A 22849-nucleotide genomic window follows, 5' to 3' on the forward strand; every position below is an offset into this window, starting at 1 on the left:
CCTAGATGGACACTGACGGCGCTTGGTGCGAAAAGCCGAGCCATGAATTAAGGGGACCTCCGGACCATCTGGCCGGTGGTTTAGAGACCGACATGGACTACAAAGCCGCGTTCCGCAGCGCCGTCGAACAGATCCGTGAAGAGGGCCGTTACCGGGTCTTCGCCGACTTGAAGCGACAGCGCGGACAGTTCCCCCGCGCCACCTGGACCCGCCAGGACGGCTCTGAACGCGAAGTCGTGGTCTGGTGCAGCAACGACTATCTCGGCCAGGGGCAGAACCCCGTCGTCATGGACGCCATGAAGGCCGCCGTCGACGCGCACGGCTCGGGCTCGGGCGGCACCCGTAACATCTCGGGCACCAACCACGACCACGTCCTGCTGGAAGCCGAGCTGGCCGACCTGCACGGCAAGGAAGGCGCGCTGCTGTTCACCTCGGGCTACGTCTCGAACGAGGCCAGCCTGTCGGTGGTGCAGAAGATTCTGCCCGGCCTGATCATCTTCTCGGACGAGCTGAACCACGCCTCGATGATCGCCGGCATCCGCAACGGCGGCGGTCCGCGCAAGGTGTTCCGCCACAACGATCTGGCGCATCTGGAAGAGCTGCTGGCGGCCGCCCCGGCCGACGCGCCCAAGATGGTCGCGTTCGAGAGCGTGTATTCGATGGACGGCGACATCGCCGACATCCGCGCCACGGCGGCCCTGGCCAAGAAATATGGCGCCATGACCTATCTGGACGAGGTCCACGCGGTCGGCATGTACGGCCCGCGCGGGGGCGGCGTCGCCGAGCGCGACGGCCTGATGGGCGAGATCGACATCATCGAGGGCACCCTGGGCAAGGCCTTCGGCGTCATGGGCGGCTACATCACCGGCGACGCCGAGGTGATCGACGCCATCCGTCTGATGGCTTCGGGTTTCATCTTCACGACCTCTCTGCCGCCCGCCCTGGTGGCCGGCGCCCTGGCCAGCGTCCGCTGGCTGAAGCAGCACCCCGAAGTGCGCGAGATCCATCAGGAGCGCGCCGCGACCCTGAAGGCCATGTTCAAGGCCGCCGGTCTGCCGGTCATGGAGAACGAAAGCCACATCGTTCCGGTGCTGGTCGGCGACCCCGTCCACACCAAGATGATCAGCGACATGCTGCTGGCCGATCACGGCGTCTATGTGCAGCCGATCAACTATCCGACGGTTCCGCGCGGCACCGAGCGCCTGCGCTTCACCCCGACGCCGTTCCATACCGACGACATGATGCGCAAGCTGGTCTCGGCCATGGAAAAGCTGTGGGCGCATTGCAATGTCGCCCGCATGGGCGGCTACGCGGCGTAGAACCTGTCCGTTTCGGACGTCCATCCGAAACGGATAAACAGGCTCTATCTCAAACATTTTGAACGTGGCCTTCGCCACGTTCAGGGGACAGCACGCACTTCAACCTCGACCGAACAGCACATCGTCGAAACGAAAAACGCCGCCGGAGTCCGGCGGCGTTCGTGTGCCTGGACGGCGAGGGGCGGTCAGCTTCCGCGCCGCACGCCTTTGCCCAGGCCGATCTTCTTGGCGAAGTCCGAGCGGCGGGCCGCATAGGCCGGCGCCACCATCGGATAGTCGGGCGGAAGGCCCCACTTGCGACGGTATTCCTCGGGGCTCATGTCGTAGTGCGAGCGCAGATAGCGCTTGAGCATCTTGAGCTTCTTGCCGTCCTCCAGGCAGATGATGAAGTCGTGCTGCACCGAACGGCCCACCGGGACCGCCGGTTTGGCCTTTTCGGCCGGTTGCGGAGCTTCGCCGCCGTTGCCCAGCGAGGCGAGCGCGTGATGGACCGTGCGGATCAGCTCCGGAATGGCCGTCTGAGAGACTGTGTTCTGACCTACATAAGCCGCCACGATCTCGGCGCTGAGCCCCAGGATATCGACGTTGTTGTCGTTCGTCGTGTCCGTGCCGCCGCCCTGAGACGCCATGAGATACCCCATTCCCGTTGTTGTCGTTGGAACTCCGCAGGGGTTGAGCACCGCCCTGCAGGACGGCAACGCACAAAGCGGGATGCGGTTCCGAGATTGATCGCCGCGCCCATCCCGTTAAAGAGGGCGCCTCTGCCGACTCCCCCAAACGCCCGGAGAGCGAAATGACCCAAGCCAACACCAGCGCCTTTTTCGGCGCGGACCTCGCCACCGCGGACAAGGACATCTTCGACCGCATCGGTCGCGAGCTGGACCGTCAGCAGAACCAGATCGAGCTGATCGCCTCGGAGAACATCGTCTCGAAGGCGGTGTTGGAGGCCCAAGGCTCCATCCTGACCAACAAGTACGCCGAGGGTTACCCGGGCAAGCGCTACTACGGCGGCTGTGAATATGTCGACGAGATCGAAACGATCGCGATCGAGCGCGCCAAGTCGCTGTTCGGCGCGGGCTTCGCCAACGTCCAGCCGCACTCGGGCTCGCAGGCCAACCAGTCGGTCTTCATGGCTCTGCTGCAGCCTGGCGACGGCTTCCTGGGCATGGATCTGGCCGCCGGCGGCCACCTGACCCACGGCTCGCCCGCCAACCAGTCGGGCAAGTGGTTCAAGCCGGTGTCCTACACCGTGCGCCAGCAGGATCAGCTGATCGACTACGACAACGTCGCCGAGGTGGCCGAGCGCGAGAAGCCCAAGCTGATCATCGCCGGCGGCAGCGCCTATAGCCGCGAGATCGACTTCGCCCGCTTCCGCCAGATCGCCGACAGCGTCGGCGCCTATCTGATGGTCGACATGGCCCACTTCGCGGGCCTGGTGGCCGGCGGCGTGTTCCCCAGCCCGGTCCCTCACGCCCACGTCGTCACCACCACCACCCACAAGACCCTTCGCGGCCCGCGCGGCGGCATGGTGCTGACCAACGACGAAGCGATCATCAAGAAGGTCAACTCGGCCGTCTTCCCGGGTCTGCAAGGCGGTCCGCTGGAGCATGTGATCGCCGCCAAGGCCGTGGCCTTCGGCGAGGCGCTGCAGCCGGCGTTCAAGGACTATGCCCGGCAGATCATCGCCAACGCCAAGGCGCTGTCGGAAGCCCTGCTGAAGTCGGGCGTCAACATCGTCTCGGGCGGCACTGACAGCCACCTGATGCTGGTGGATCTGCGTCCCAAGGGCGTGACCGGCCGCGACGCCGAGCACAGCCTCGAGCGCGCGCACATGACCTGCAACAAGAACGGCGTGCCGTTCGACACCGCGCCGTTCACGATCACCTCGGGCATCCGCCTGGGAACGCCGGCCGGCACCACCCGCGGCTTCAAGGAAGCCGAATTCACTCGCGTGGGCGAACTGATCGGCGAGGTCGTCAACGGCCTGGCCGCCAATGGCCCGGAAGGCAATGCCGAGGTCGAGGCCAAGGTCCGCGAGGAAGTGCTGGCCTTGACGGCCCGCTTCCCGATCTACAACTAATATGGTCTAGGCGCCGCGGGAGGGGCCACATCATGCGCTGCCCCTTCTGCGGACACGCCGAAAGCCAGGTCAAGGACAGCCGCCCGTCGGAAGACGGGGCGGCCATCCGCCGTCGCCGCATGTGCCCCGAGTGCGGCGGTCGCTTCACCACGTTCGAGCGGGTGCAGCTGCGCGAGCTGATCATCCTGAAGCGTTCGGGCCGGCGCTCGCCGTTCGATCGCGACAAGCTGGTGCGCTCGATCGCCCTGGCCACCCAGAAGCGGCCCGTCGAAGGCGAGCGTGTCGAGCGCATGATCAACGGCATCGTCCGGCAGCTGGAAAGCATGGGCGAGACCGAGCTTCCGTCCTCGACGGTGGGCGAAATGGTCATGAAGGCGTTGAAATCGCTCGATGACGTCGCCTATGTCCGCTACGCCTCCGTCTATCGGGATTTCAAGGAAACCAGCGACTTCGCCAAGTTCCTGACCGAAGAAGGTCTGAGCGACAGCGTCGAAGAAGAGCTATAGTCCGTTAATCCCTGATGTGTGTTTGTGTGCGCGCGGCAAGCGCGGCCGTGGAGATTCGAAGCTAGATGGTTGAAGACAACATCCGCTTGCTGATCGTGGAGGGCCGAAGCCATTCGGGACTCTCCGACGAGCTGCTGCGCGGAGCCGTGCAGGCGATCGAGGCCCAGGGCGCGGAATACGACGTGATCACGGTCTCCAGCCCCCTGCAGATCCCGACGGTCATCGCCATGGCCGAGGAGGCCGGTCACCGCCCCGTGGGCGTGCGCTACGACGGCTATGTCGCTCTGGGCGCGGTCATCCGGGGCGAGACCTATCATTTCGAACTGGTCGCCAACGAAACCGCTCGTGGCCTGCAGGACCTGGGCATCGGCCGGCGGCTGGCGATCGGCTTCGGCGTCCTGGCCGTCGACGACGAGGCCCAGGCCTGGACCCGCGCGCGGGTCAGCGAAGGCGACCGCGGCGGTTCGGCCGCCAAGGCCTGCCTCGAGACCATCGCCCTGAAGCGTCAACTGCTGGGACAGGCCCGATGAGCGGCAACCGCATCCAACCGCGCTCGGTGGCGCGTCTCGCCGCCGTCCAGGCCCTCTACCAGATGGAAGTCTCGGGCGCGGGCGTCGACGCCGTCGTCCGCGAGTTCGGCGAGCACCGCTTCGACCGCGACGTCGAGGGCGAGCGTCTGGCCGCCGCCGACGAAACCTTCTTCGCCGAGCTGGCCAAGGGCGTGGTCGCCAACCAGTCGAAGATCGACCAGGGCATCGTCAAGCGCCTGGCCTCGGGCTGGCGCCTCGAGCGCCTGGACGCCACGGCCCGCGCCGTGCTGCGCGCCGGCGCCTACGAATTGATGTACCGGCCGGACGTTCCGACCGAAGTCGTCATCAATGAATATGTCGAGATCGCTAAATCCTTTTTTGAGGGTCCCGAGTCAGGCTTCATCAATGGCGCCCTCGACGCGATCGCCCGTGATGCACGAGACTGACGAAGACGACTGGTTCGCCGATGACGACGCCGCGCCCGCCGCGGCGGAGGCGCCCCCGACGGAATTCGACCACATTGCGCGCCTGCTGCGCCCGCTGACGCGGGGCGACCCGGCGGCGCTGGACCTGCTGGACGACGCGGCCGTGCTGCCGTCGCGTCCCGGTTATGACCTGGTGATCACCAAGGACGCCATGGTGGCCGGCGTTCACTTCCTGGCCGATGAGGCCCTGGACGTCGTCGCGCGCAAGCTGCTGCGCACCAATCTGTCCGATCTGGCGGCCAAGGCGGCCGAACCCTATGGCTATTTCCTGGCCGTGGGCTGGCCTTCGGGCTCCGACGTCATTTCGCGGGAGACCTTCGCGCGGGGGCTGGCCGAGGACGGCGCGCTGTTCGACATATCGCTGCTGGGCGGCGACACGGTCACGACCTCGGGCCCGCTGGTGGTTTCGGCCACGCTGCTGGGCTGGGTTCCCGAGGGCGGCGCCATCCTGCGACGCGGCGCCAAGCCTGGCGACCGCCTGATGGTCTCTGGCACGATCGGCGATGGCTGGCTGGGTCTCCTGGCCCAGTGGGGCGAAGTGATCGACGCCGACGGCGCCATGCTGCGCCGCTATCGCCAGCCCGAGCCGCGCGTCACTCTGCGCGAGGCCATGCGCGTTCACGCCAAGGCCGCCGCCGACGTCTCCGACGGTCTGCTGGCCGACAGCGCCCATATCGCCAAGGCCAGCGGCTGCCGCGTGCGGGTCGACCTGGAGCGCCTGCCGCTGTCGCCGGGCGGCCAGGCCTGGCTGGACCAGCAGCCCGAGCAGGTCGAAGGTCGCATCTCGCTGGCTTCCGGCGGAGACGACTACGAAATCGTCTGCGCCGTCGATCCCAGCGAGGCCTGGAACTTCCGCGTCGCCGCCGCCGCGGCCGGCGTGAAGGTCAGCGAGATCGGCGAGTTCGTGGAAGGCGAGGGGGTTTCGGCCTACTATAAGGGCCGCGACGTCACGCCCTCGCGCCTGGGCTGGCTGCACGGCTGATCCCGCGAAGCGGTTAGGTCAATCTCAAGCCCTGTCGGCTATGAACCTTGGCCATGACCGATCTTGTCACGCCCTCGCGCCGTCTCCTGCTCGCCGCGGCCTTCGCCGCCCCCTTCGCCATCGGGGCCGCGCCGGCCTTCGCCAGCAGCGGCAAGAAGGACGAGAAGAAGGAGGGCGAGGGTCAGGCGCTCGACCCCACCTACAAGCTGGGCTCCATGACCATCCCGATCATCGCCAATGGCCGGATCGTGAACTACGTCTTCGTCGCCATGACCTTGAAGCTGAAGGAGGGCGCCGACGCCGCGGCCCTGAAGGATCAGGAGCCGATGCTGCGGGACGCCATCGTACGCGCCGCCTACAAGACGCCGTTCACGCGCGCCGACAGCTGGAAGGAAGTCGACGGTCCGCGCCTGACCAGCTTCGTTCTGAGCCAATGCGGCGTACTGATGGGCAAGGGCAAGGTCGCCTCGGTCGAGATCGTCAAGCAGATCCCCCGCCAGCAGTTGATGCCGCCCAAGCCCGGCGCCGTTAAGCCGGCCGGCCAGGGCGATCTGAACCCCTGATTCCAGGTCCAGCGCCAAGCTTTACCGCTGAAAAGGCTTGCGCCGACGCGGGTTGCGCGCCCCCCGACCATCTGACAGTCTCTTTCGCATGACGCCGTTCGGCTGTCATTTTGGGAGCATCGAGGGGGCACGAGGCCAAAGGCCCGCCCGTCGATCCGGGCGGCGGTTTGACGTGCGTCATTACCTCCAGCCGCCGGGACCGGCATCCCCCTCGTGATTGGAAGCGCGAAGGGGCGAAGAACCTAATGAGTCTTTGGCTTTATCTGGCCATCGGGGCCGGGCTGCTGGCGGTGCTGTACGGCGCCGTGCAAACGGCCAGTCTGATGCGGGCGTCGCCCGGCAATGCGCGGATGCAGGAGATCGCCGCGGCGATCCAGGAGGGGGCTCAAGCCTACCTGCGCCGGCAATACCTCACTATCTCGGTCGTCGGCGCGGTCATTCTCGTCGCCGTCTACCTGCTGATCGGCCAATGGGCCGCCTTGGGCTTCCTCGTCGGCGCCGTGCTTTCGGGCGCGGCCGGCTTCGCGGGGATGCTGATCTCGGTCCGCGCCAACGTCCGCACGGCCCAGGCCGCTTCCGAGGGGCTGGCCAGGGGGCTGTCGCTGGCCTTCACCTCCGGCGCCATCACCGGCATGCTGGTGGCTGGCTTCGCGCTGCTGGGCGTGGCCGGCTACTATTGGGTGCTGACGGGCCCGTTGGGCCTTGAGCCGACCGGCCGCGGCGTCGTCGACGCCCTGGTGGCCCTGGGCTTCGGCGCCTCGCTGATCTCGATCTTCGCCCGTCTGGGCGGCGGCATCTTCACCAAGGGCGCCGACGTGGGCGGCGACCTCGTGGGCAAGGTGGAAGCCGGCATCCCGGAAGATGATCCGCGCAACGCCGCCACCATCGCCGACAACGTGGGCGACAATGTCGGCGACTGCGCCGGCATGGCCGCCGACCTGTTCGAGACCTATGCGGTGACCACCGTCGCCACCATGGTTCTGGCCGCCATCTTCTTCCGCGGCACGGAGGCCGTGGGCGCGATGATGCTGCTGCCGCTGGCCATCTGCGCGGTCTGTATCGTCACCTCGATCGTCGGCGCGTTCTTCGTGCGCCTGGGCAAGAGCCAGAACATCATGGGGGCCCTCTACAAGGGCCTGATCGTGACCGGGCTGCTGTCGATTCCCGCCGTCTGGTACGTGCTGCACGACCTGATCCCGGCCCCGGTCGTGACGGACGCGCGCACCTATACGGCCGACGGGCTGTTCTATTGCGGTCTGGTCGGTCTGGCGGTCACCGCCGCCATCGTCATGATCACCGAGTATTACACCGGCACGAACTTCCGCCCGGTGAAGTCGGTGGCGCAGGCGTCGGTCTCGGGCCACGGCACCAACGTGATCCAGGGTCTGGCCATGTCGCTGGAAGCCACGGCACTGCCGGCCCTGACCATCATCGTCGGCATCGTGGTGACCTACAATCTGGCGGGCCTGTTTGGCATCGCCATCGCCACCACGACCATGCTGTCGCTGGCCGGCTTCATCGTCGCCCTGGACGCCTTCGGTCCGGTCACCGACAACGCCGGCGGCATCGCCGAGATGGCCGGTCTGCCGCCCGAAGTCCGCGTCACCACCGACGCCCTGGACGCCGTGGGCAACACCACCAAGGCCGTCACCAAGGGCTACGCGATCGGTTCGGCCGGCCTGGGCGCCCTGGTGCTGTTCGCCGCCTATACCGAGGATTTGAAGTTCTTCTCGGCCAATGCGACGCCGGGCAGCTTCTTCGACGGCATGGGGCCGGTGACCTTCGACCTGTCCAATCCCTACGTCGTGGTCGGCCTGCTGTTCGGCGGTCTGCTGCCCTTCCTGTTCGGCGGCATGGCGATGACCGCCGTCGGTCGCGCGGCCGAGTCGGTCGTCGCCGAGGTGCGCCGTCAGTTCCGCGAGAACCCGGGCATCATGACCGGCGAGGTCAAGCCGGAATACGGCAAGGCCGTGGACATCCTGACCAAGGCGGCGATTCGCGAGATGATCGTGCCCAGCCTGCTGCCGGTGGTTTCGCCGGTGGTGCTGTTCTTCGTGATCAAGGCCATCGCCGGCAAGGTCGACGCGTTCGCCTCGCTGGGCGCCATGCTGATGGGTGTGATCGTCACCGGCCTGTTCGTCGCCATTTCGATGACCAGCGGCGGCGGCGCCTGGGACAACGCCAAGAAGGTCATCGAGGAGGGCTTCACCGATAAGAACGGCGTCCTGCACACCAAGGGCGGCGACACCCACAAGGCCGCCGTCACCGGCGACACCGTCGGCGACCCCTACAAGGACACCTCGGGTCCGGCCGTGAACCCGATGATCAAGATCACCAACATCGTGGCCCTGCTGCTGCTGGCGGTGCTGGCCCACGGCTGATCTTTCGAGAGCGGCCTGAAACTGGAACGCCCCGGAGTTTTCTCCGGGGCGTTTTGTTTTTTGGGAGCCGGCGGACCCTAGTAGACGTCCTCGGGATCCATCTGGGACAAGGCGTCCGTTATCTCGACCGCGCGGCGCTCGACGCCGGAGAATTCGTGGTCGATCCGGCGGCGGCGACAGGGGCCGAAATAGGCGCTGGCCCGTACGAACGGGCGGGGATTGTTCACGATCTCGTTGATCCGGTGCATGACCCCGCGCGCCGTCAGCGGCTTGGCCAGGAACTCGGTCACTCCAGCCATGCGCGCGGCGGTCAGCGTGCGCTGGGTGGCGTGGCCGGTCATCATGATGATCGGCACGTACGGATTGGGGCTGGCGCTCGAGGTGCGGATCCAGCGGATGAAGGCCAGGCCGTCGACCGGATGCATTATCAGGTCGGTGAAGACGATGTCGATTTCCTGGGTCTGAAAGATCTTGAGCGCGTCGAGGCCGTCGCTGGCCTCGCGGATCCTGCGAACGCCCGCGGCCTTGAGCATTTCGCCCACGAGCTTGCGCATGTTCGCGTTGTCGTCGACCAGAAGCACCGATACGTCACGAAGGTCCATGCCCTCCACAGTGCGTCTCCCACCGCCGCCGTGAATTCGTTCGCGCCACAACTTGAGCGGCTTGAGTCGATCGTGACCCGTTTTGGGTTTATGAAGTGTTTAGGAGGTGGGTGTTCGGCTGAATTAAGACGGTGAATATCGAATTCACAGTAAATGGCCTGGATTTACTCGTCTCGCTGACAGTGGTGCGCGCGGAGATGTAACCGGCGCACGAAAAAAGCCGCCCACCTTGCAGCGGACGGCTTTTCTGATCTGTCGAGTTGTCGACTTGGTCTATCGACCGCCCGGACGCTGGCCCGGCGCCTCGTCGTCCTGCGGGAGCATGCCGCCGCGACCGACGTTGCCAAGCAGCTGTTCGAGGATGGTCATCTCGCGGCCGCGGGTCGGGGTCTCACGGCCGTTGTAGGCGATGACCTTGCCGTCCTTCAGCGTGTAGGTGTTCACCGAGGCGACCTTCTCGTCGGCCGGGTTGAACTTGATGGCCACGACGTCGCGCTTGATCACGCGCGGCATGTAGAAGGCCACGCGGTCGGTCGTCTGCGAGATGTAGTACCAGGTGTTGTTGTCGAAGGTCGAAACCGCCGACGGCGAACCCAGCTTTTCCATCAGGGTCGACTTGCTGTCCTCGCCGACCTTCATGTCGGCGGGCTTGGCCTCGATGGCCTGAAAGCCGGAGTAGCTGGTCAGCGGCGTACAGGCGGACGTGGCGATCGCCAGGCCCAGAACGACGGCGGCGAAAACGGCGGGGCGAGACATCAAGGCTCCGAACCGGAAAAATGCAGACTTTGACCTATCGCCCGCGGGAGCTTAGTTCAATGCCCGCGTGAAAGCGGACCCCGCGTCTAGCGGGATGTCGCGGCGAAATCGAGGCGTTTCATGTTTCTGGACAGGTGGCTCAAGCCCAGGCCCGCCAAGGCGGCGGGAGCCAAGCTCTATGCTGGCGCAGTGGCTCAGGCGCGGTCCGCGACCTTTTATCGTGACTTCGGCGTCCGCGACTCGATGGAGGGCCGCTTCGAACTCTTCAGCCTGCACGTGATCTTTCTGATCGAGCGACTGAAGGGGCAGGGCGACGCCGCGGCCGAGACCTCGCAGGCGGTGTTCGACTCGTATGTGAAGGGGCTGGACGACGCCTTCCGCGAGATTGGCGTGTCGGACACGGCGGTCGGCAAGAAGATGAAGAAGCTGGCGGGCGCCTTCTACGGCCGGCTGAAGGCCTATGACGAAGCCGTCGCCACCCTGCCGGATCTCGCGGGCATGACCGGCTTCCTGGCCCGCACCGCGTTCGAGGAGCGCGGCGAGGGCGACATCGCGGCCTTGGCCGCCTATGTGATCAAGACGCGCGAAGCCCTGGCGGAACAGCCGCTGGAAAGCTTGCTGCAAGGAGACGTGACGTGGCCGAACCCGTGACCGCGCCCTGGCCGTGTGAAATTCCGTTGGCCCAGGTCGACCGTGGCGCCGTCAAGCTGCGGCTGGAACCCTCGGCCGACCAGCGCAAGGCGATCGCCAAGCAACTGGGCCTGGTCAGCCTGGAAGACCTGAGCGCCGAGGTGTTCCTGACCTCGTGGCTGGACGGGGCCGAGATCTCGGGCGTCTTGCGCGCGCGCGTGGTCCAGACCTGCAGCGCGACGGCCGACGATTTCGAAACGCCGATCGATGCGCGCTTCGATCTGCGGGTGCTGCCGGCCAACAGCAAGAACGCGCCTCAGGACGAGGACAGCGGCGACCTGGGCCTGGATCCAGACGCCGACGATCCGCCGGATGTGCTGGACGGCGAGAAGATCGACGTCTCGGGTTACGTGATCGAGCACCTGGCCCTGGAGCTGGATCCGTTCCCCCGCAAGCCGGGCGCGGTGTTCGTCCAGCCGCCCGAGCCGGTCGAACTTTCCCCGTTCGCGGCGCTCAAGGGTCTCAAATCGACGGATGATCAGGGCTAAACCCCTCGACTCGCCCGCTTGCGTGATATTCACGCGGATGTATCGTCCGCCGCCCGGCGAGACGCCTCTCGGAGCTCACAGCGCCACGTGTCCCAATCCGTAGTCATCTCGGTTGACGCCATGGGCGGCGACCACGGCCCCTCCATCGTCGTGCCCGGCGTCGCTCAGGCGGCTCAGGCGCTGCCGGGGGTGCGGTTCCTGCTGCATGGCGACGGCGCGAAGATCGAGGCCGAGCTGGCCAAGCACCCCGCCGCCAGAAGCGTGAGCGAGGTGCGCCACACCGACAAGGCCATCGGCATGGACGAAAAGCCCGCCCAGGCCATGCGCCGGGGCAAGGGCTCGTCGATGTGGAACACCATCGAGTCTCTGCGCGAGAACGAGGCCCAGGCCTGCGTCTCGGCCGGCAACACCGGCGCCCTGATGGCCATCTCCAAGCTGATCCTGCGCATGGGCGCGGATCTGGAACGCCCGGCCATCGTCGCCAACTGGCCGACCTTGAAGGGCGTCACCGCGGTGCTGGACGTGGGCGCCAATGTCGAGAGCGACGCGGCCCAGCTGGTCGAGTTCGCCATCATGGGCGCGGCCTTCCACCACGCCGTGCACGGCTCCAAGCGCCCGACCGTGGGTCTGCTCAACGTCGGCTCCGAGGATCAGAAGGGCCACGAGGAGGTGCGCGAAGCGCACGCCATCCTGCGCGAGGCCAAGCTTGATTTCGACTATCATGGCTTCGTCGAGGGCACCGACATCGCCTACGGCACCGTGGATGTGGTCGTCACGGACGGCTTCACCGGCAATGTCGCCCTGAAGACGGCGGAAGGCCTGGCGCGGTTCTTCTCGAACGAGATCAAGACGACCCTGACTTCGGGTCCGATGGCCATGCTGGGCGCCCTGATCGCCTCGGGCGCGCTGAAGAAGATGCGCGCGCGCCTCGATCCGGGGCGGGTCAACGGCGGCCCGCTGCTGGGCTTGAACGGCATCGTGGTCAAGAGCCACGGCGGCGCGGACGCCAACGGCTTCGCCTCGGCCCTGCGGGTCGCCACCAACCTCGCGCGCAGCGACTTCCGCGCCGAGATCGACAGAAATCTGAAGCGTCTGACCGCCGTGGCGGCCAAGAGCGAAGCCCCGGAGCAGGGGCAGGGAGCGGCCGAGTGAGCGTAACTCGCAGTGCAGTAACTGGCGTCGGCGCGTATCTGCCGCCGAAGGTCGTGACCAATGACGACCTGGCCAAGTTCGTCGACACCAGCGACGCCTGGATTATCGAGCGCACCGGCATCCGCCAGCGACATCAGGCCGCCGACGACCAACCGGTCTCGGACCTGGCCGTCGAGGCCGCCAAGGAGGCCCTGGCGGCCGCCGGCAAGTCCGCGGCCGACGTCGACCTGATCATCGTGGCCACGACCACGGCCGACCTGACGTTTCCCGCTGTCGCCACCATCGTCCAGCGCAAGCTGGGCGCGCCGGTCGGCATCGCCTTCGACGTCCAGGCCGTCTGCTCGGGCTTCGTCTACGCCCTGAGCGTCGCCGACGGCTTCGTCGCGCGCGGCCACGCCAAGTGCGCCCTGGTGATCGGCGCCGAGACCATGACCCGCCTGATGGACTGGAGCGATCGCGGCACCTGCGTGCTGTTCGGCGACGGCGCCGGCGCGGTCGTCCTCGAGCCGAAGGAAGGCGAGGGGACCACCGGCGACCAAGGCCTGCTGGGCTTCGCCCTGCGCGCCGACGGGACCAAGCAGGACCTGCTCTATGTCGACGGCGGCGTCTCGACGACCGGCACGGTCGGCAAGCTGCGGATGCTGGGCAACCAGGTCTTCAAGCACGCCGTGGTCAACATCTCCGAGGCCATCCACGCGGCCGCCGCCAATGCCGGCGTCGCGGTGGCGGACGTCGACTGGTTCATCCCGCACCAGGCCAACCAGCGCATCCTCGCCGGCGTCGCCCACCGTTGCGGCATCGACGAGGAAAAGGTGATCTCGACGGTCGCGACCCACGCCAACACCTCGGCCGCCTCGATCCCGCTGGCCCTCGCGCACGGCGTGAAGGATGGCCGAATCAAGAAGGGCGACCTGCTGCTGCTGGAAGCCATGGGGGGCGGCCTGACCTGGGGAGCCTGCGTTCTGCGCCTTTAAAGCGCAGCTTGCGCGATCTTCCCGTCGGGCATGAACTCCTGACGTTGAGCCTTTGACTTCATGCGGTAATCGCGGCATGAGGTCATCGGTGAATTTGGGCGCGGTCCGTTGAGGGCGGTCGCGGCATACCCAGGTTCGCCGCGAGTGCTCCATCGGCGGTGGTCTGTCTGACCGCCAAGATACGCGTGAAGGGGGTTGCATGAAGGGCGCTACTTTGACCCGGGCCGACCTATGCGAGGCGGTCCACGAAGAGGTCGGATTGACCCGTCAGGACTGCGCCGGTCTGGTCGAGCGGACCCTGGATCTGGTGGCCGAGGCGCTCGAAGAGGGCGAGACGGTCAAACTTTCCGGTTTCGGCGTTTTCCAGGTCCGCGCCAAGCGCGCCCGCATGGGGCGCAATCCCAAGACCGGCGAGCCGGCCGAGATCGAACCCCGTCGGGTGATCGGCTTCCGCGCCTCCCAGGTCATGAAGGCGCGAATCGATCGCGCCTTGGGCGACTAGGGAATCAATGCGGTGGCGAAGGGGCCGAACGCCTTCCGCACGATTTCAGAGGCCGCCGACGAGCTGGGCGTGCCGCAGCACGTGCTGCGCTTCTGGGAGACCAAGTTCTCCTTCATCCGCCCGATGAAACGGGCTGGCGGGCGGCGCTTCTATCGCCCGCAGGACGTGGCCGTGCTGAACGGCGTCCGCACCTTGCTGCACAGCGAAGGTCTCACCATCAAGGGCGTGCAGAAGCTGCATCGCGATCAGGGTCTGGCCCAGGTGATCGCCGCAGGCATCGGCTCGAATGGTTCGGCCAGCCTTGATCCTGATTTCGACTACGCCGCGCCCGAGACGCCCGCCAAGCGCCTGGACAGCGGCGCGCGCGATCGCCTGGCCTTCGCGCTGGACGATCTGACCGCCATCAAATCGCGGCTAGACGGACTTCTAACCCGAGCCTGATTTTCGTCCGAAATCGCTGTTGCCCAATGGGGGAGCGGCGCCTATAAGAGCGCCTCTTCCGTCGGAGCGTGGCGCAGCCTGGTAGCGCACTTGACTGGGGGTCAAGGGGTCGCAGGTTCAAATCCTGTCGCTCCGACCATTTCCTTCGGGAAACCCTTTTCCTTCGGGAATGGGGCGGAAGACGAAAGGCCGCCCTTCGGGGCGGCCTTTTTCATTTCGGGGGCAGCGCTGGCCGCGATTATCTTTGGCCGACGTCGAGCGGCTTGTCGGCCTTGCCCATCCAAGAGATCAGCGGGACCACCGGCAGCACCCAGCCCATGCCCAGGACCACGAAATAGACCAGGTGCACGAAGCGGTTCTGCGGCAGGTGGTCGTAGAGGCTGGTGAAGGCCCAGATCCAGGCGAACAGGACAGCCATCACGGCGAACGCGCCGATCAGCTTGCGCAGTCTCGCGGGTATCTGGCGGGCCGGCTTCATGGGAGCGCTCACGCGGTTCTCCGGAAAAGGCCGAGCACGGCCAGGAACAGGATCGCGCCCACGCTGGAGACGATCAGTTCGCCGACGAAGCCGGCCAGGTGCAGATCGATGCGCGAGGCGATGAAGGCTCCGATGAACGAGCCGATCACGCCGATCAAGAGCTTGATGAACAGCGAGTGGTGGCGACCCAGCACGATGTCGGCGATCCAGCCGGCCAGGATGCCGATCACCGCCGCCGCGAATACGCCCATGCCGCTCATTGTTTTCTCCGTCCCGCCTCGCCCAAGACGCCCGTTTCTCGCACGAACCCGCGGCGCCGTCATGCCGAGCCACAGAAACATTGATGCGGGCAAGCGTCGGGCGTAGGGAGGTCTCGCCGCATTTCGGCCCAGTAGTGACGCTTTTCAGGCCCCATGACGTCCTTCCTGCGTTCCGACCGTTCGCGCCCCGTCGCGATCTGGCTCTTCATCGTCGCCGCCATGGTGTTCGCCATGGTCGTCGTGGGCGGCGCGACCCGCCTGACCGACTCGGGTCTTTCGATCACCCAGTGGAAGCCGATCATGGGCGCGCTGCCGCCCCTGTCCGAGCAGGCCTGGCGCGAGAGCTTCGAGCTCTACAAGAAGATCCCCCAGTTCCAGCTCGTGAACCCGGACATGACCCTGGAGGGTTACAAGGGCATCTTCTGGTGGGAGTGGGCGCACCGGCTGCTGGGGCGGACCGTGGGCGTGGCCTTCGCCATCCCGTTCGCCGTCTTCCTGATCCGCCGCGACATCCCGCGCCGCCTGATCTGGCGCTGCGCCGTCATGCTGGGGTTGGGCGGCCTGCAAGGTGTGGTGGGCTGGTGGATGGTGTCGAGCGGCCTCTCCGAGCGCGTCTCGGTCGCGCCCGAGCGGCTGATGACCCACCTGGGCCTGGCGCTGGCCCTGTTCGTCGTCTTGATCTGGACCGCGCTCGACGCCTGGAATGGCTCGCCGCGCGTCGAGGAGCGCTCCGCCTGGCGCGGCTGGGCGCTGGCCTTCCTGGGCGCGGTGTTTTTCCAGAGTCTGCTGGGCGCGCTGGTCGCCGGCAACGACGCGGGCCTCGTCTATAACGACTGGCCGCTGATGAACGGCGGCTTTTTCCCCGCCGAATATCTGGGCAAGGGTCTGTGGGGCACGCTGGCGCACAGCCAGGGCGCCGTACAACTGCACCACCGGCTGACGGCCTACGCCCTGTTCGCGGCCGGCCTGGCGATCGCCTTCCTGGCGCAGCGGGATCGTCCGCTGGCGCCGGGCAGCAAGGCCGCGGCCGTGGCCGTGGCGATCGTCGTCACCTTGCAGGCGGGACTGGGGATCTGGACGCTGATGGCCAGCGTGCCGATCGCTTTGGGCGTGCTGCACCAGGCGGGCGCGGCCGTGCTGCTGGCGACGGCGACCGTTTTCGCGTGGCGGGTGCGCAGGCCCTGAATTTTGAGGGACTGAAACAAAGTCCCGCAACAACTGTCACACGCAGGGCGCAAATCGGGCCGATTCCTCATGGAGCTTGGCCTTGATCCGCCCCCTTGTTCTCGCGCTGGTCGCGTCCGTCGCCTTTCCCGCTCTAGCGTTCGCCCAAACGCCGAACGCCGCCGTCAGCGCCGCGGACGCCTATTACAAGGCCGGCGAAGCCGCCCTGGCCAGGCAGATCGCCGTGGTCCCGAACACGGGCAAGGCCAAGAACGTCATCCTGTTTCTGGGCGACGGCATGGGCATTTCGACGGTCACGGCCGGCCGCATCTATGACGGCCAGCTGAAGGGCGTCGATGGCGAGTCCAATTCGCTGGCCTTCGAGAAGCTGTCCTATTCGGCGCTCTCCAAGACCTACAGCCATGACACCCAGGTCACCGACAGCGCCGCCGGTATCACCGCGATCATGACCGGCGTGAAGACCCGCAACAAGATCATCGGCCTGACCGGCGCGGCGATTGGCGAGAAGTGCGAGACCGAGAAGGGCAATGGCGTCGACACCCTGGCCGAGCTGGCCAAGGCGCGCGGCAAGGCCGCCGGCGTCGTCACCACCACCCGCGTCACCCACGCCACCCCGGCCGGCGCCTACGCCCACACCGCCTATCGCGACTGGGAAGGCGACGGCGACATGCCGGTCGAGGCCCTGCAGGCCGGCTGCAAGGACATCGCCCGCCAGCTGATCGAAGCGCCCGACAACCTGCGGCTGGACGTCGTCATGGGCGGTGGCCGCTCGCGCTTCCTCCCCGACGACAAGGACGGCAAGCGCGCCGACGGCCGGGACCTGACGGCCGAGTGGCTGAAGGCGGAAGGTCCGGGCTCGTCCTACGTGACCAGCGTCGACCAGTTGAAGGCCATTCCGGCCGACACCAGGCACGTGCTGGGCCTCTTCGCGCCCGAGCACCTGCCGTACGAGGTGGAGCGCGCGGTGCTGGGGCAGGGCGTCCCCACCCTGGCCGAGATGGCGACCTCCGCCGTCGACGTGCTGTCCAAGAACCCGAACGGCTACTTCCTGCTGGTCGAAGGCGGCAAGATCGACATGGGCAGCCACCTGGGCAACGCCAAGCGCACGCTCAGCGAGACGGTCGAATTCTCCAAGGCGATCGCTGCGGTGCTGGCCAAGGTCGACCTCAAGGACACCCTGGTCGTCGTCACCGCCGACCACAGCCACGGCCTAGTGATCTCGGGCTACGCCGCCCGCAATTCGCCGATCCTGGGCATGGCCGGCAATGAGGGCGATCCCGCCATCGCCGGCGACGGCAAGGCCTATACGACCCTGATGTTCGCCACCGGCCCTGGCGGCCCGACGGGGAACGACACGCGCAACGACCCGGCCAAGGAAGACCTGGACGACGTCGACTATCACCAGCAAGCCACGGTGAACCTGGGCAGCGCCGCCCACGCCGGCGAGGACGTGGGGGTGTTCGCCGACGGCCCGCAGGCCTTCCTGCTGCGCGGCGTGGTCGAAGAGAGCTACATCTTCCAGGTCATGCGCCACGCCTTCGGCTTCGACGCCCCGGCGACCGCGCCCGCCGCCGCCCCGTCGGCCGAGGCGCCCAAGACCAAGAAATCGTGGTTCAAGCGCGGCTAGGGGAGATTGCGCGATGCGGTATCTGGATACCGCATCGCGCAAACCTTTGTAAAATAAGGGTTTGTGTACTTTCTTGCTTCCGCATTGTTGACAGCGTGCGAACCCTCCCGTACATGCCGCGCCTCACACGGACGAAACCGGATTTCTCGGGGTCGGACGCCTAGAAATTACGGATCAATCCCATGCAAAAGATCACGGCTTCGTTGAAGCCGGCCGAGGTCGAGAAGAAGTGGATCGTGGTCGACGCCCAGGACGCCGTTGTCGGCCGTCTGGCGACGTTCATCGCCATGCGTCTTCGCGGCAAGCACCGTCCTGACTACACCCCGCACGTCGATTGCGGCGATTTCGTCGTCGTCATCAACGCCGACAAGGTGAAGTTCACCGGCAAGAAGCTGGACGACAAGGTCTACTATCGCCACACCGGTCACCCGGGCGGCGTCAAGGAAACCACCCCGCGCAAGGTGCTGGGCGGCAAGTTCCCGGAACGCGTCCTGGAGAAGGCCGTCGAGCGCATGCTGCCGAAGGAGAGCCCGCTGGCTCGCAAGCAGCTGACGCACCTGCTCATCTACAACAACGGCGAGCACCCGCACCAAGCGCAAAGCCCCGAAGTCATCGACTTCGCGGCCCGCAACGCCAAGAACACCCGGAGCCTCTAAGCCATGACCGACGCACAAGGCTTTGAAGCGCTGGCCAGCCTGTCCAGCAACCCGGAAGCTGCCGCTCCGGCCGAACCGAAGATCGACGCCCAAGGCCGCTCGTACGCGACCGGCAAGCGCAAGAACGCGATCGCTCGCGTCTGGATCAAGCCGGGCAAGGGTTCGATCACGATCAACGGTCGTGACCAGGAAGTCTACTTCGCCCGTCCGGTGCTGCGCATGATGATCGCCCAGCCGCTGGAAGTGACCGACCGTCTGGGTCAATTCGACGTCATCGTGACCGTCGAAGGCTCGGGTCTGTCGGGTCAAGCCGGCGCCATCCGTCACGGCCTGTCCAAGGCCCTGACCTACTACGAGCCCGGCCTGCGCCCGGTCCTGAAGCCGCACGGCTTCCTGACCCGCGACAGCCGCGTCGTCGAGCGTAAGAAGTACGGCAAGGCCAAGGCCCGCCGCAGCTTCCAGTTCTCGAAGCGCTAATCGCGACGATTACGTCTTACGGGAAGGGGCGCTTCGGTCAGGCCGAAGCGCCCCTTTTCATTTCTGTCTCTGTTTTCTGCTTCTCTGGCTCGAGCCAGGATCGGAGTCCGCATGACCAGCGCCCCCAAGGTCTTCATCGATGGCGAAGCCGGCACCACCGGCCTGCAGATCCGCGAGCGCCTGATCGGCCGCACCGACCTGCAGCTGGTTTCGATCGATCCCGACAAGCGCAAGGACGCCGACGCCCGCGCCGAGATGCTGAACGGCGCCGACGCCGTGATCCTGTGCCTGCCCGACGACGCGGCCAAGGAGGCCGTGGCGCTGGTCACCAATCCGAACACGGTGATCATCGACGCCTCCACCGCCTATCGCACCGCCGAGGGCTGGGCCTACGGCTTCCCCGAGCTCGACAAGGAGCAGCGCGGCAAGATCGCCAAGTCCAAGCGCATCTCCAACCCGGGCTGCTATCCGACCGGCGCCATCGCCCTGACGCGGCCGCTGGTCAGCGCCGGCGTCCTGCCGCCGGAACTACCGGTCTCGTACAACGCCGTTTCGGGCTACAGCGGCGGCGGCAAGGCGATGATCGCCGAGTTCGAGGACGAGAGCGCCGCCAATTTCACCAAGGTCCCTTACCGGATCTACGGCCTGTCGATGGCCCACAAGCACGTGCCTGAAATGCAGATGCACGGCGGCCTGCTGAGCCGGCCGATCTTCATGCCGGCCGTGGGGCGCTATCTGCAGGGCATGATCGTCGAGATGCCGCTGCACTTCTCGACCCTGAATGGCGCGCCGTCGCTGGGCGATATCCACGCCGCCCTTCACAAGCACTACAAGGGTGAGAAATTCGTCGAGGTCGCCTCGCTTGAGGAAGCCAAGAGCCTGACGACCCTGGATCCAGAAGGCCTGAACGGCACCAATCGCCTGAAGCTGTTCGTGTTCGGCTCCGACAGCAGCGGTCAGGCGCGTCTGGTGGCGTTGCTGGACAATCTGGGCAAGGGCGCTTCGGGCGCGGCCGTTCAGAACATGAACATCGCGCTAGGCCTCAAGGAAGACGCCGGTCTCTGATCGGCGTCACACCCGCCAGCGATAGTGCCCGGCGGGCTTGTGCAGCTTGAACATCCAGAGCGGCTCCTCGCGGACGCCCTCGCCGATATTGTGCGTTACGCGGACATGCTGCGGGCCGTCGACCACGACGCCGAGGTGCGGGCGCCCGCCAGCCAGCCGCCAGGTCAGGACGTCGCCGGGCAGCGGTGACTCGAACCCATCGCCGCCGAAGGGGCGCCGCGCGGGCAGGGGCAGGCTGGCGCCCCGCCGCGTCAGGAAGGTCTCCAGGTTCAGCACCCGCCGGTGGTCGATATTGGCGTCCGGCTTGGTCAGGCCCCATTCGCGGCGCGACGGATAGGCCGAGAAGGCCTTCAGCATGTCCTCGTGCACCTGCTTCTGCAGATCGATGTCCCAGGCGTCGCGGGCGGCGCGGACCAAGACGTCGGAGCAGACGCCGCTGGTGCGCAGCACGTCGCCGTTCGGATAGCCGATATTGCGGTAGCTGGGGTCGTAGTCGACCGTGACCCCGACCTGCTGGCGGGCCGCCGCGGCCAGCTTGCGGCCGGCGTCGGGAATCAGCGCGTGACTGACCTGGCTCGCCGCCGCGAAGGGCGCGACGACGGCCATTCCCAGAACGGTGCGGCGATCCAGCGTGAGCATGGCGAGGAAGCTTGGCCAGGATCGCGGCGGCATTTGGGCGAACGTGGGTCTTGGGCGCCTCAGTCCTCGGTCAAAACACGGCTCACCGGTGGCGCGCGCCCTTAGTCATCCGACCGGACCAGGACGAAGGAGCCCGGCGCATTCTCCAGCGCCTTCAGAGGGCCCTTGGTCGGGTCACGAGCCGGGACCTGATCGCCCGAGCGCGCCTTAAGCCAAGCCGCCCAGTGCGGCCACCAGGAGCCCGGATGCTCCTGGGCGCCGGCGATCCAGGCGTTGACGTCGCCGGGCAGGCTCTCGTTGGTCCAGTGCTGGTATTTCTTGGCGTCCGGATGGTTGATCACGCCCGCGATATGGCCCGACCCCGCCATGGTGAAGGTCACGGGCCCGCCGAACGCCTTGGCTCCACGATAGACGCTGCGATAGGGCGCGATGTGGTCGTCCTTGGACGACTGGACGTAGATGGGGATCTTCACCTTCGACAGGTCCAGGCGTTCGCCGCCCAGCGACAGCTTGCCGGTCGTCAGGGCGTTGTCCTTGTAGAAGTTGCGCAGATAGAACAGGTGCAGCGCCTTGGGCATCCGCGTCTGGTCGGCGTTCCAGAACAGAAGGTCGAAGGGGCGCGGCTCCTTGCCCATCAGGTAGTTGCTGACGAAGAACGACCAGATCAGGTCGTTGCCGCGCAGGGCGTTGAACGTGTCGGCCATCGACTGGCTGGGCAGGAAGCCGCCGGCCTGGTCCATCTGCTGCTCGATCGACTGCAGCCACTCTTCGTTGGTGAACAGCAGAAGGTCGCCGGCTTCGGCGAAGTCCTGCTGGGCGGCGAAGAAGGTGGCCGAATTGATCCGCTTGTCGCCCCGCGCGGCCATGTGGGCCAGGGCGACCGACAGCAGGGTGCCGCCGATGCAGTAGCCGACCGTGTTGACCCGATCGACGCCGCACTGGGTCATGACCTGCTGAGTGGCGTCGTAGATGCCTTCGAGCATGTAGTCCTCGAAGGTCTTGGCCGCGAGCTTCTGGTCCGGATTGACCCACGAGGCGACGAACACCGTGAAGCCCTGGCCGGTCAGCCAGCGGATCATCGAGTTCTCGGGCCGCAGGTCCATGATGTAGAACTTGTTGATCCACGGCGGGAAGATCAGCAGCGGGATCTCGCAGACCGTTTCGGTGGTCGGATCGAACTGCAGCAGTTGCAGGATGTCGTTCTGGTAGACGACCTTGCCGGGCGCCGTGGCGACGTTCTGGCCGACCTTGAACTTGGCCAGATCCGTCTGGCTGATCGCCAGCTGGCCGCCGCCGCGCTCCAGATCGGCGGCGAAGTTCTCCATGCCGCGCACCAGACTTTGGCCCTGGGTTTGCACCACCTCGCGCAGGGCTGCGGGATTGGAGATCAGGAAGTTCGACGGCGAGAAGGCGTCGGTCAGCATCTTGGTGAAGAACTCGACGCGGCGCTTGGTGGCGGGATCGACGCCCTCGACCTCGGCGATCAGGCCGTTCAGCCAGTTCGACGACAGCAGGTAGGACTGCTTCATCAGGTCGAACATCGGGTTGGACGCCCAGTCCGGGTCGTTGAAGCGCTTGTCGCCGGCGGCGGGGGCGACAACGGGCGCGACCGCCTCGCCGGCGGCGCGGCGGGCCGTCGACTGCCAGAGATCCATGTACTGGCTGAAGAGGTCGGCCTGGGCCCGCATCAGCCGGTCGGGCTGGGCGGCCAGGCGGGTCATCACCTCGTTCAGGGCGGGCGCGACATGAAACGGGTCGGGGGTGAGGGCGGCGGGGCGGTCGGCTTGGCGCAGCGCGGCTTCGGCGATCGCGCCCTGGGCGGTGACGGCGGCGCGGGCCAGATTGGCCGACAGGGTCTCGACCATCTTCAGCTGGTCGGCGGAGAGCACCTTTTCGAACGGCGGGAAGGGTGGGGGAGCCTGGCCGCCCTGGAAGCCCTCCGAAGTCTTGCCAGCCGATTCGGCCTTGGGCGGCGCCTCGGGAGCCGCTGGCCTGGACTTGGCCTTGCTTG

Annotated in this window: 26 protein-coding genes and 1 tRNA gene; 20 read left to right on the top strand and 7 right to left on the bottom strand. The window is 66.7% G+C overall.

Features of this window, described 5'->3' with window-relative positions; all coding sequences use genetic code 11:
• Positions 1 to 92: 92 nt before the first annotated feature.
• Entirely contained in the window at positions 93 to 1319 is a 1227-nt protein-coding gene (gene hemA / locus EIK80_RS16420) for a 5-aminolevulinate synthase (protein WP_125158095.1), read from the top strand.
• Positions 1320 to 1504: 185 nt separating this feature from the next.
• Here the strand turns inward: hemA and EIK80_RS16425 are convergent, their stop codons facing one another.
• Positions 1505 to 1948 carry a MucR family transcriptional regulator gene (locus EIK80_RS16425; protein ID WP_125158096.1) on the bottom strand — a complete coding sequence of 148 codons (444 nt, stop codon included), beginning with the start codon at positions 1946 to 1948 and terminating at the stop codon, positions 1505 to 1507.
• 164 nt (positions 1949 to 2112) lie between these two features.
• On the opposite strand from EIK80_RS16425, the gene glyA reads away from it, so the two are divergent.
• The 7 genes from glyA to EIK80_RS16460 all read left to right on the top strand — a co-directional run bounded on the left by glyA (position 2113) and on the right by EIK80_RS16460 (position 8846).
• Positions 2113 to 3399 (top strand): serine hydroxymethyltransferase, encoded by a 1287-nt coding sequence (glyA, locus tag EIK80_RS16430; RefSeq protein ID WP_125158097.1) that lies wholly within the window; start codon positions 2113 to 2115, stop codon positions 3397 to 3399.
• 32 nt (positions 3400 to 3431) lie between these two features.
• On the top strand, positions 3432 to 3905 hold the full coding sequence (gene nrdR / locus EIK80_RS16435) for a transcriptional regulator NrdR (protein ID WP_125158098.1): 474 nt from the start codon (positions 3432 to 3434) through the stop codon (positions 3903 to 3905).
• A gap of 65 nt (positions 3906 to 3970) precedes the next feature.
• Complete coding sequence (locus EIK80_RS16440; RefSeq protein ID WP_125158099.1) at positions 3971 to 4435, top strand: 6,7-dimethyl-8-ribityllumazine synthase; 465 nt, start codon at positions 3971 to 3973, stop codon at positions 4433 to 4435.
• Positions 4432 to 4881 (top strand): transcription antitermination factor NusB, encoded by a 450-nt coding sequence (gene nusB / locus EIK80_RS16445; protein ID WP_125158100.1) that lies wholly within the window; start codon positions 4432 to 4434, stop codon positions 4879 to 4881. Before EIK80_RS16440 ends, nusB begins: the two co-directional genes overlap by 4 nt.
• Positions 4841 to 5902 carry a thiamine-phosphate kinase gene (gene thiL / locus EIK80_RS16450; protein WP_125158101.1) on the top strand — a complete coding sequence of 354 codons (1062 nt, stop codon included), beginning with the start codon at positions 4841 to 4843 and terminating at the stop codon, positions 5900 to 5902. The genes nusB and thiL overlap by 41 nt, the downstream gene beginning before the upstream one ends.
• A gap of 53 nt (positions 5903 to 5955) precedes the next feature.
• Entirely contained in the window at positions 5956 to 6465 is a 510-nt protein-coding gene (locus EIK80_RS16455; RefSeq protein WP_125158102.1) for a flagellar basal body-associated FliL family protein, read from the top strand.
• A 245-nt stretch (positions 6466 to 6710) separates the two neighbouring features.
• Positions 6711 to 8846 (top strand): sodium-translocating pyrophosphatase, encoded by a 2136-nt coding sequence (locus tag EIK80_RS16460; protein ID WP_125158103.1) that lies wholly within the window; start codon positions 6711 to 6713, stop codon positions 8844 to 8846.
• A gap of 77 nt (positions 8847 to 8923) precedes the next feature.
• On the opposite strand, the gene EIK80_RS16465 is transcribed toward EIK80_RS16460, so the two are convergent.
• Positions 8924 to 9457 carry a response regulator gene (locus EIK80_RS16465; protein WP_199743510.1) on the bottom strand — a complete coding sequence of 178 codons (534 nt, stop codon included), beginning with the start codon at positions 9455 to 9457 and terminating at the stop codon, positions 8924 to 8926.
• 264 nt (positions 9458 to 9721) lie between these two features.
• The gene (locus EIK80_RS16470) at positions 9722 to 10204 is read right to left on the bottom strand and encodes an outer membrane protein assembly factor BamE (protein ID WP_125158105.1); all 483 of its coding nucleotides are present in this window, start codon (positions 10202 to 10204) and stop codon (positions 9722 to 9724) included.
• 120 nt (positions 10205 to 10324) lie between these two features.
• Between EIK80_RS16470 and EIK80_RS16475 the strand changes: the two genes are divergently transcribed.
• The 7 genes from EIK80_RS16475 (at position 10325) to EIK80_RS16505 (ending at position 14590) form a co-directional block, all read left to right on the top strand.
• Positions 10325 to 10855: a ubiquinol-cytochrome C chaperone family protein gene (locus EIK80_RS16475; RefSeq protein WP_125158106.1), complete on the top strand. Its 531-nt coding sequence runs from the start codon at positions 10325 to 10327 to the stop codon at positions 10853 to 10855.
• Complete coding sequence (locus tag EIK80_RS16480; RefSeq protein ID WP_125158107.1) at positions 10840 to 11382, top strand: DUF177 domain-containing protein; 543 nt, start codon at positions 10840 to 10842, stop codon at positions 11380 to 11382. Before EIK80_RS16475 ends, EIK80_RS16480 begins: the two co-directional genes overlap by 16 nt.
• 87 nt (positions 11383 to 11469) lie before the next feature.
• On the top strand, positions 11470 to 12534 hold the full coding sequence (gene plsX / locus EIK80_RS16485) for a phosphate acyltransferase PlsX (protein ID WP_125158108.1): 1065 nt from the start codon (positions 11470 to 11472) through the stop codon (positions 12532 to 12534).
• Positions 12531 to 13508, top strand: coding sequence for a beta-ketoacyl-ACP synthase III (locus EIK80_RS16490; protein WP_125158109.1), 978 nt, complete (start codon positions 12531 to 12533; stop codon positions 13506 to 13508). Before plsX ends, EIK80_RS16490 begins: the two co-directional genes overlap by 4 nt.
• A gap of 199 nt (positions 13509 to 13707) precedes the next feature.
• A complete protein-coding gene (locus tag EIK80_RS16495; RefSeq protein WP_099578878.1) occupies positions 13708 to 14010 on the top strand; it encodes an integration host factor subunit alpha in 303 nt (100 codons plus the stop codon).
• 12 nt (positions 14011 to 14022) lie between these two features.
• Entirely contained in the window at positions 14023 to 14451 is a 429-nt protein-coding gene (locus tag EIK80_RS16500; protein ID WP_125158110.1) for a MerR family transcriptional regulator, read from the top strand.
• A gap of 62 nt (positions 14452 to 14513) precedes the next feature.
• A tRNA-Pro gene (locus EIK80_RS16505) sits at positions 14514 to 14590 on the top strand.
• A gap of 99 nt (positions 14591 to 14689) precedes the next feature.
• Here the strand turns inward: EIK80_RS16505 and EIK80_RS16510 are convergent.
• The gene (locus EIK80_RS16510) at positions 14690 to 14929 is read right to left on the bottom strand and encodes a DUF2842 domain-containing protein (RefSeq protein WP_125158275.1); all 240 of its coding nucleotides are present in this window, start codon (positions 14927 to 14929) and stop codon (positions 14690 to 14692) included.
• An 8-nt stretch (positions 14930 to 14937) separates the two neighbouring features.
• Positions 14938 to 15189 (bottom strand): GlsB/YeaQ/YmgE family stress response membrane protein, encoded by a 252-nt coding sequence (locus EIK80_RS16515; protein WP_125158111.1) that lies wholly within the window; start codon positions 15187 to 15189, stop codon positions 14938 to 14940.
• A 153-nt stretch (positions 15190 to 15342) separates the two neighbouring features.
• On the opposite strand from EIK80_RS16515, the gene EIK80_RS26425 reads away from it, so the two are divergent.
• The 5 genes from EIK80_RS26425 to argC all read left to right on the top strand — a co-directional run bounded on the left by EIK80_RS26425 (position 15343) and on the right by argC (position 20199).
• On the top strand, positions 15343 to 16374 hold the full coding sequence (locus tag EIK80_RS26425) for a COX15/CtaA family protein (RefSeq protein WP_199743512.1): 1032 nt from the start codon (positions 15343 to 15345) through the stop codon (positions 16372 to 16374).
• 82 nt (positions 16375 to 16456) lie between these two features.
• Positions 16457 to 18001 carry an alkaline phosphatase gene (locus tag EIK80_RS16525; RefSeq protein WP_199743513.1) on the top strand — a complete coding sequence of 515 codons (1545 nt, stop codon included), beginning with the start codon at positions 16457 to 16459 and terminating at the stop codon, positions 17999 to 18001.
• 182 nt (positions 18002 to 18183) lie between these two features.
• Positions 18184 to 18657 (top strand): 50S ribosomal protein L13, encoded by a 474-nt coding sequence (gene rplM / locus EIK80_RS16530; RefSeq protein ID WP_125158113.1) that lies wholly within the window; start codon positions 18184 to 18186, stop codon positions 18655 to 18657.
• 3 nt (positions 18658 to 18660) lie between these two features.
• Complete coding sequence (rpsI, locus tag EIK80_RS16535; protein ID WP_125158114.1) at positions 18661 to 19134, top strand: 30S ribosomal protein S9; 474 nt, start codon at positions 18661 to 18663, stop codon at positions 19132 to 19134.
• Between the two features lie 111 nt (positions 19135 to 19245).
• Entirely contained in the window at positions 19246 to 20199 is a 954-nt protein-coding gene (gene argC / locus EIK80_RS16540; protein ID WP_125158115.1) for an N-acetyl-gamma-glutamyl-phosphate reductase, read from the top strand.
• Positions 20200 to 20205: 6 nt separating this feature from the next.
• Here the strand turns inward: argC and EIK80_RS16545 are convergent, their stop codons facing one another.
• Together EIK80_RS16545 and EIK80_RS16550 are read right to left on the bottom strand one after the other, a co-directional pair.
• The gene (locus EIK80_RS16545) at positions 20206 to 20838 is read right to left on the bottom strand and encodes a DUF1287 domain-containing protein (RefSeq protein WP_125158116.1); all 633 of its coding nucleotides are present in this window, start codon (positions 20836 to 20838) and stop codon (positions 20206 to 20208) included.
• Between the two features lie 101 nt (positions 20839 to 20939).
• Positions 20940 to 22703, bottom strand: coding sequence for a class I poly(R)-hydroxyalkanoic acid synthase (locus EIK80_RS16550; RefSeq protein WP_125158276.1), 1764 nt, complete (start codon positions 22701 to 22703; stop codon positions 20940 to 20942).
• Positions 22704 to 22849: the final 146 nt, after the last annotated feature.

Origin of the sequence: Caulobacter sp. 602-1 (assembly GCF_003931565.1) — a bacterium.
Classification (GTDB): domain Bacteria; phylum Pseudomonadota; class Alphaproteobacteria; order Caulobacterales; family Caulobacteraceae; genus Caulobacter.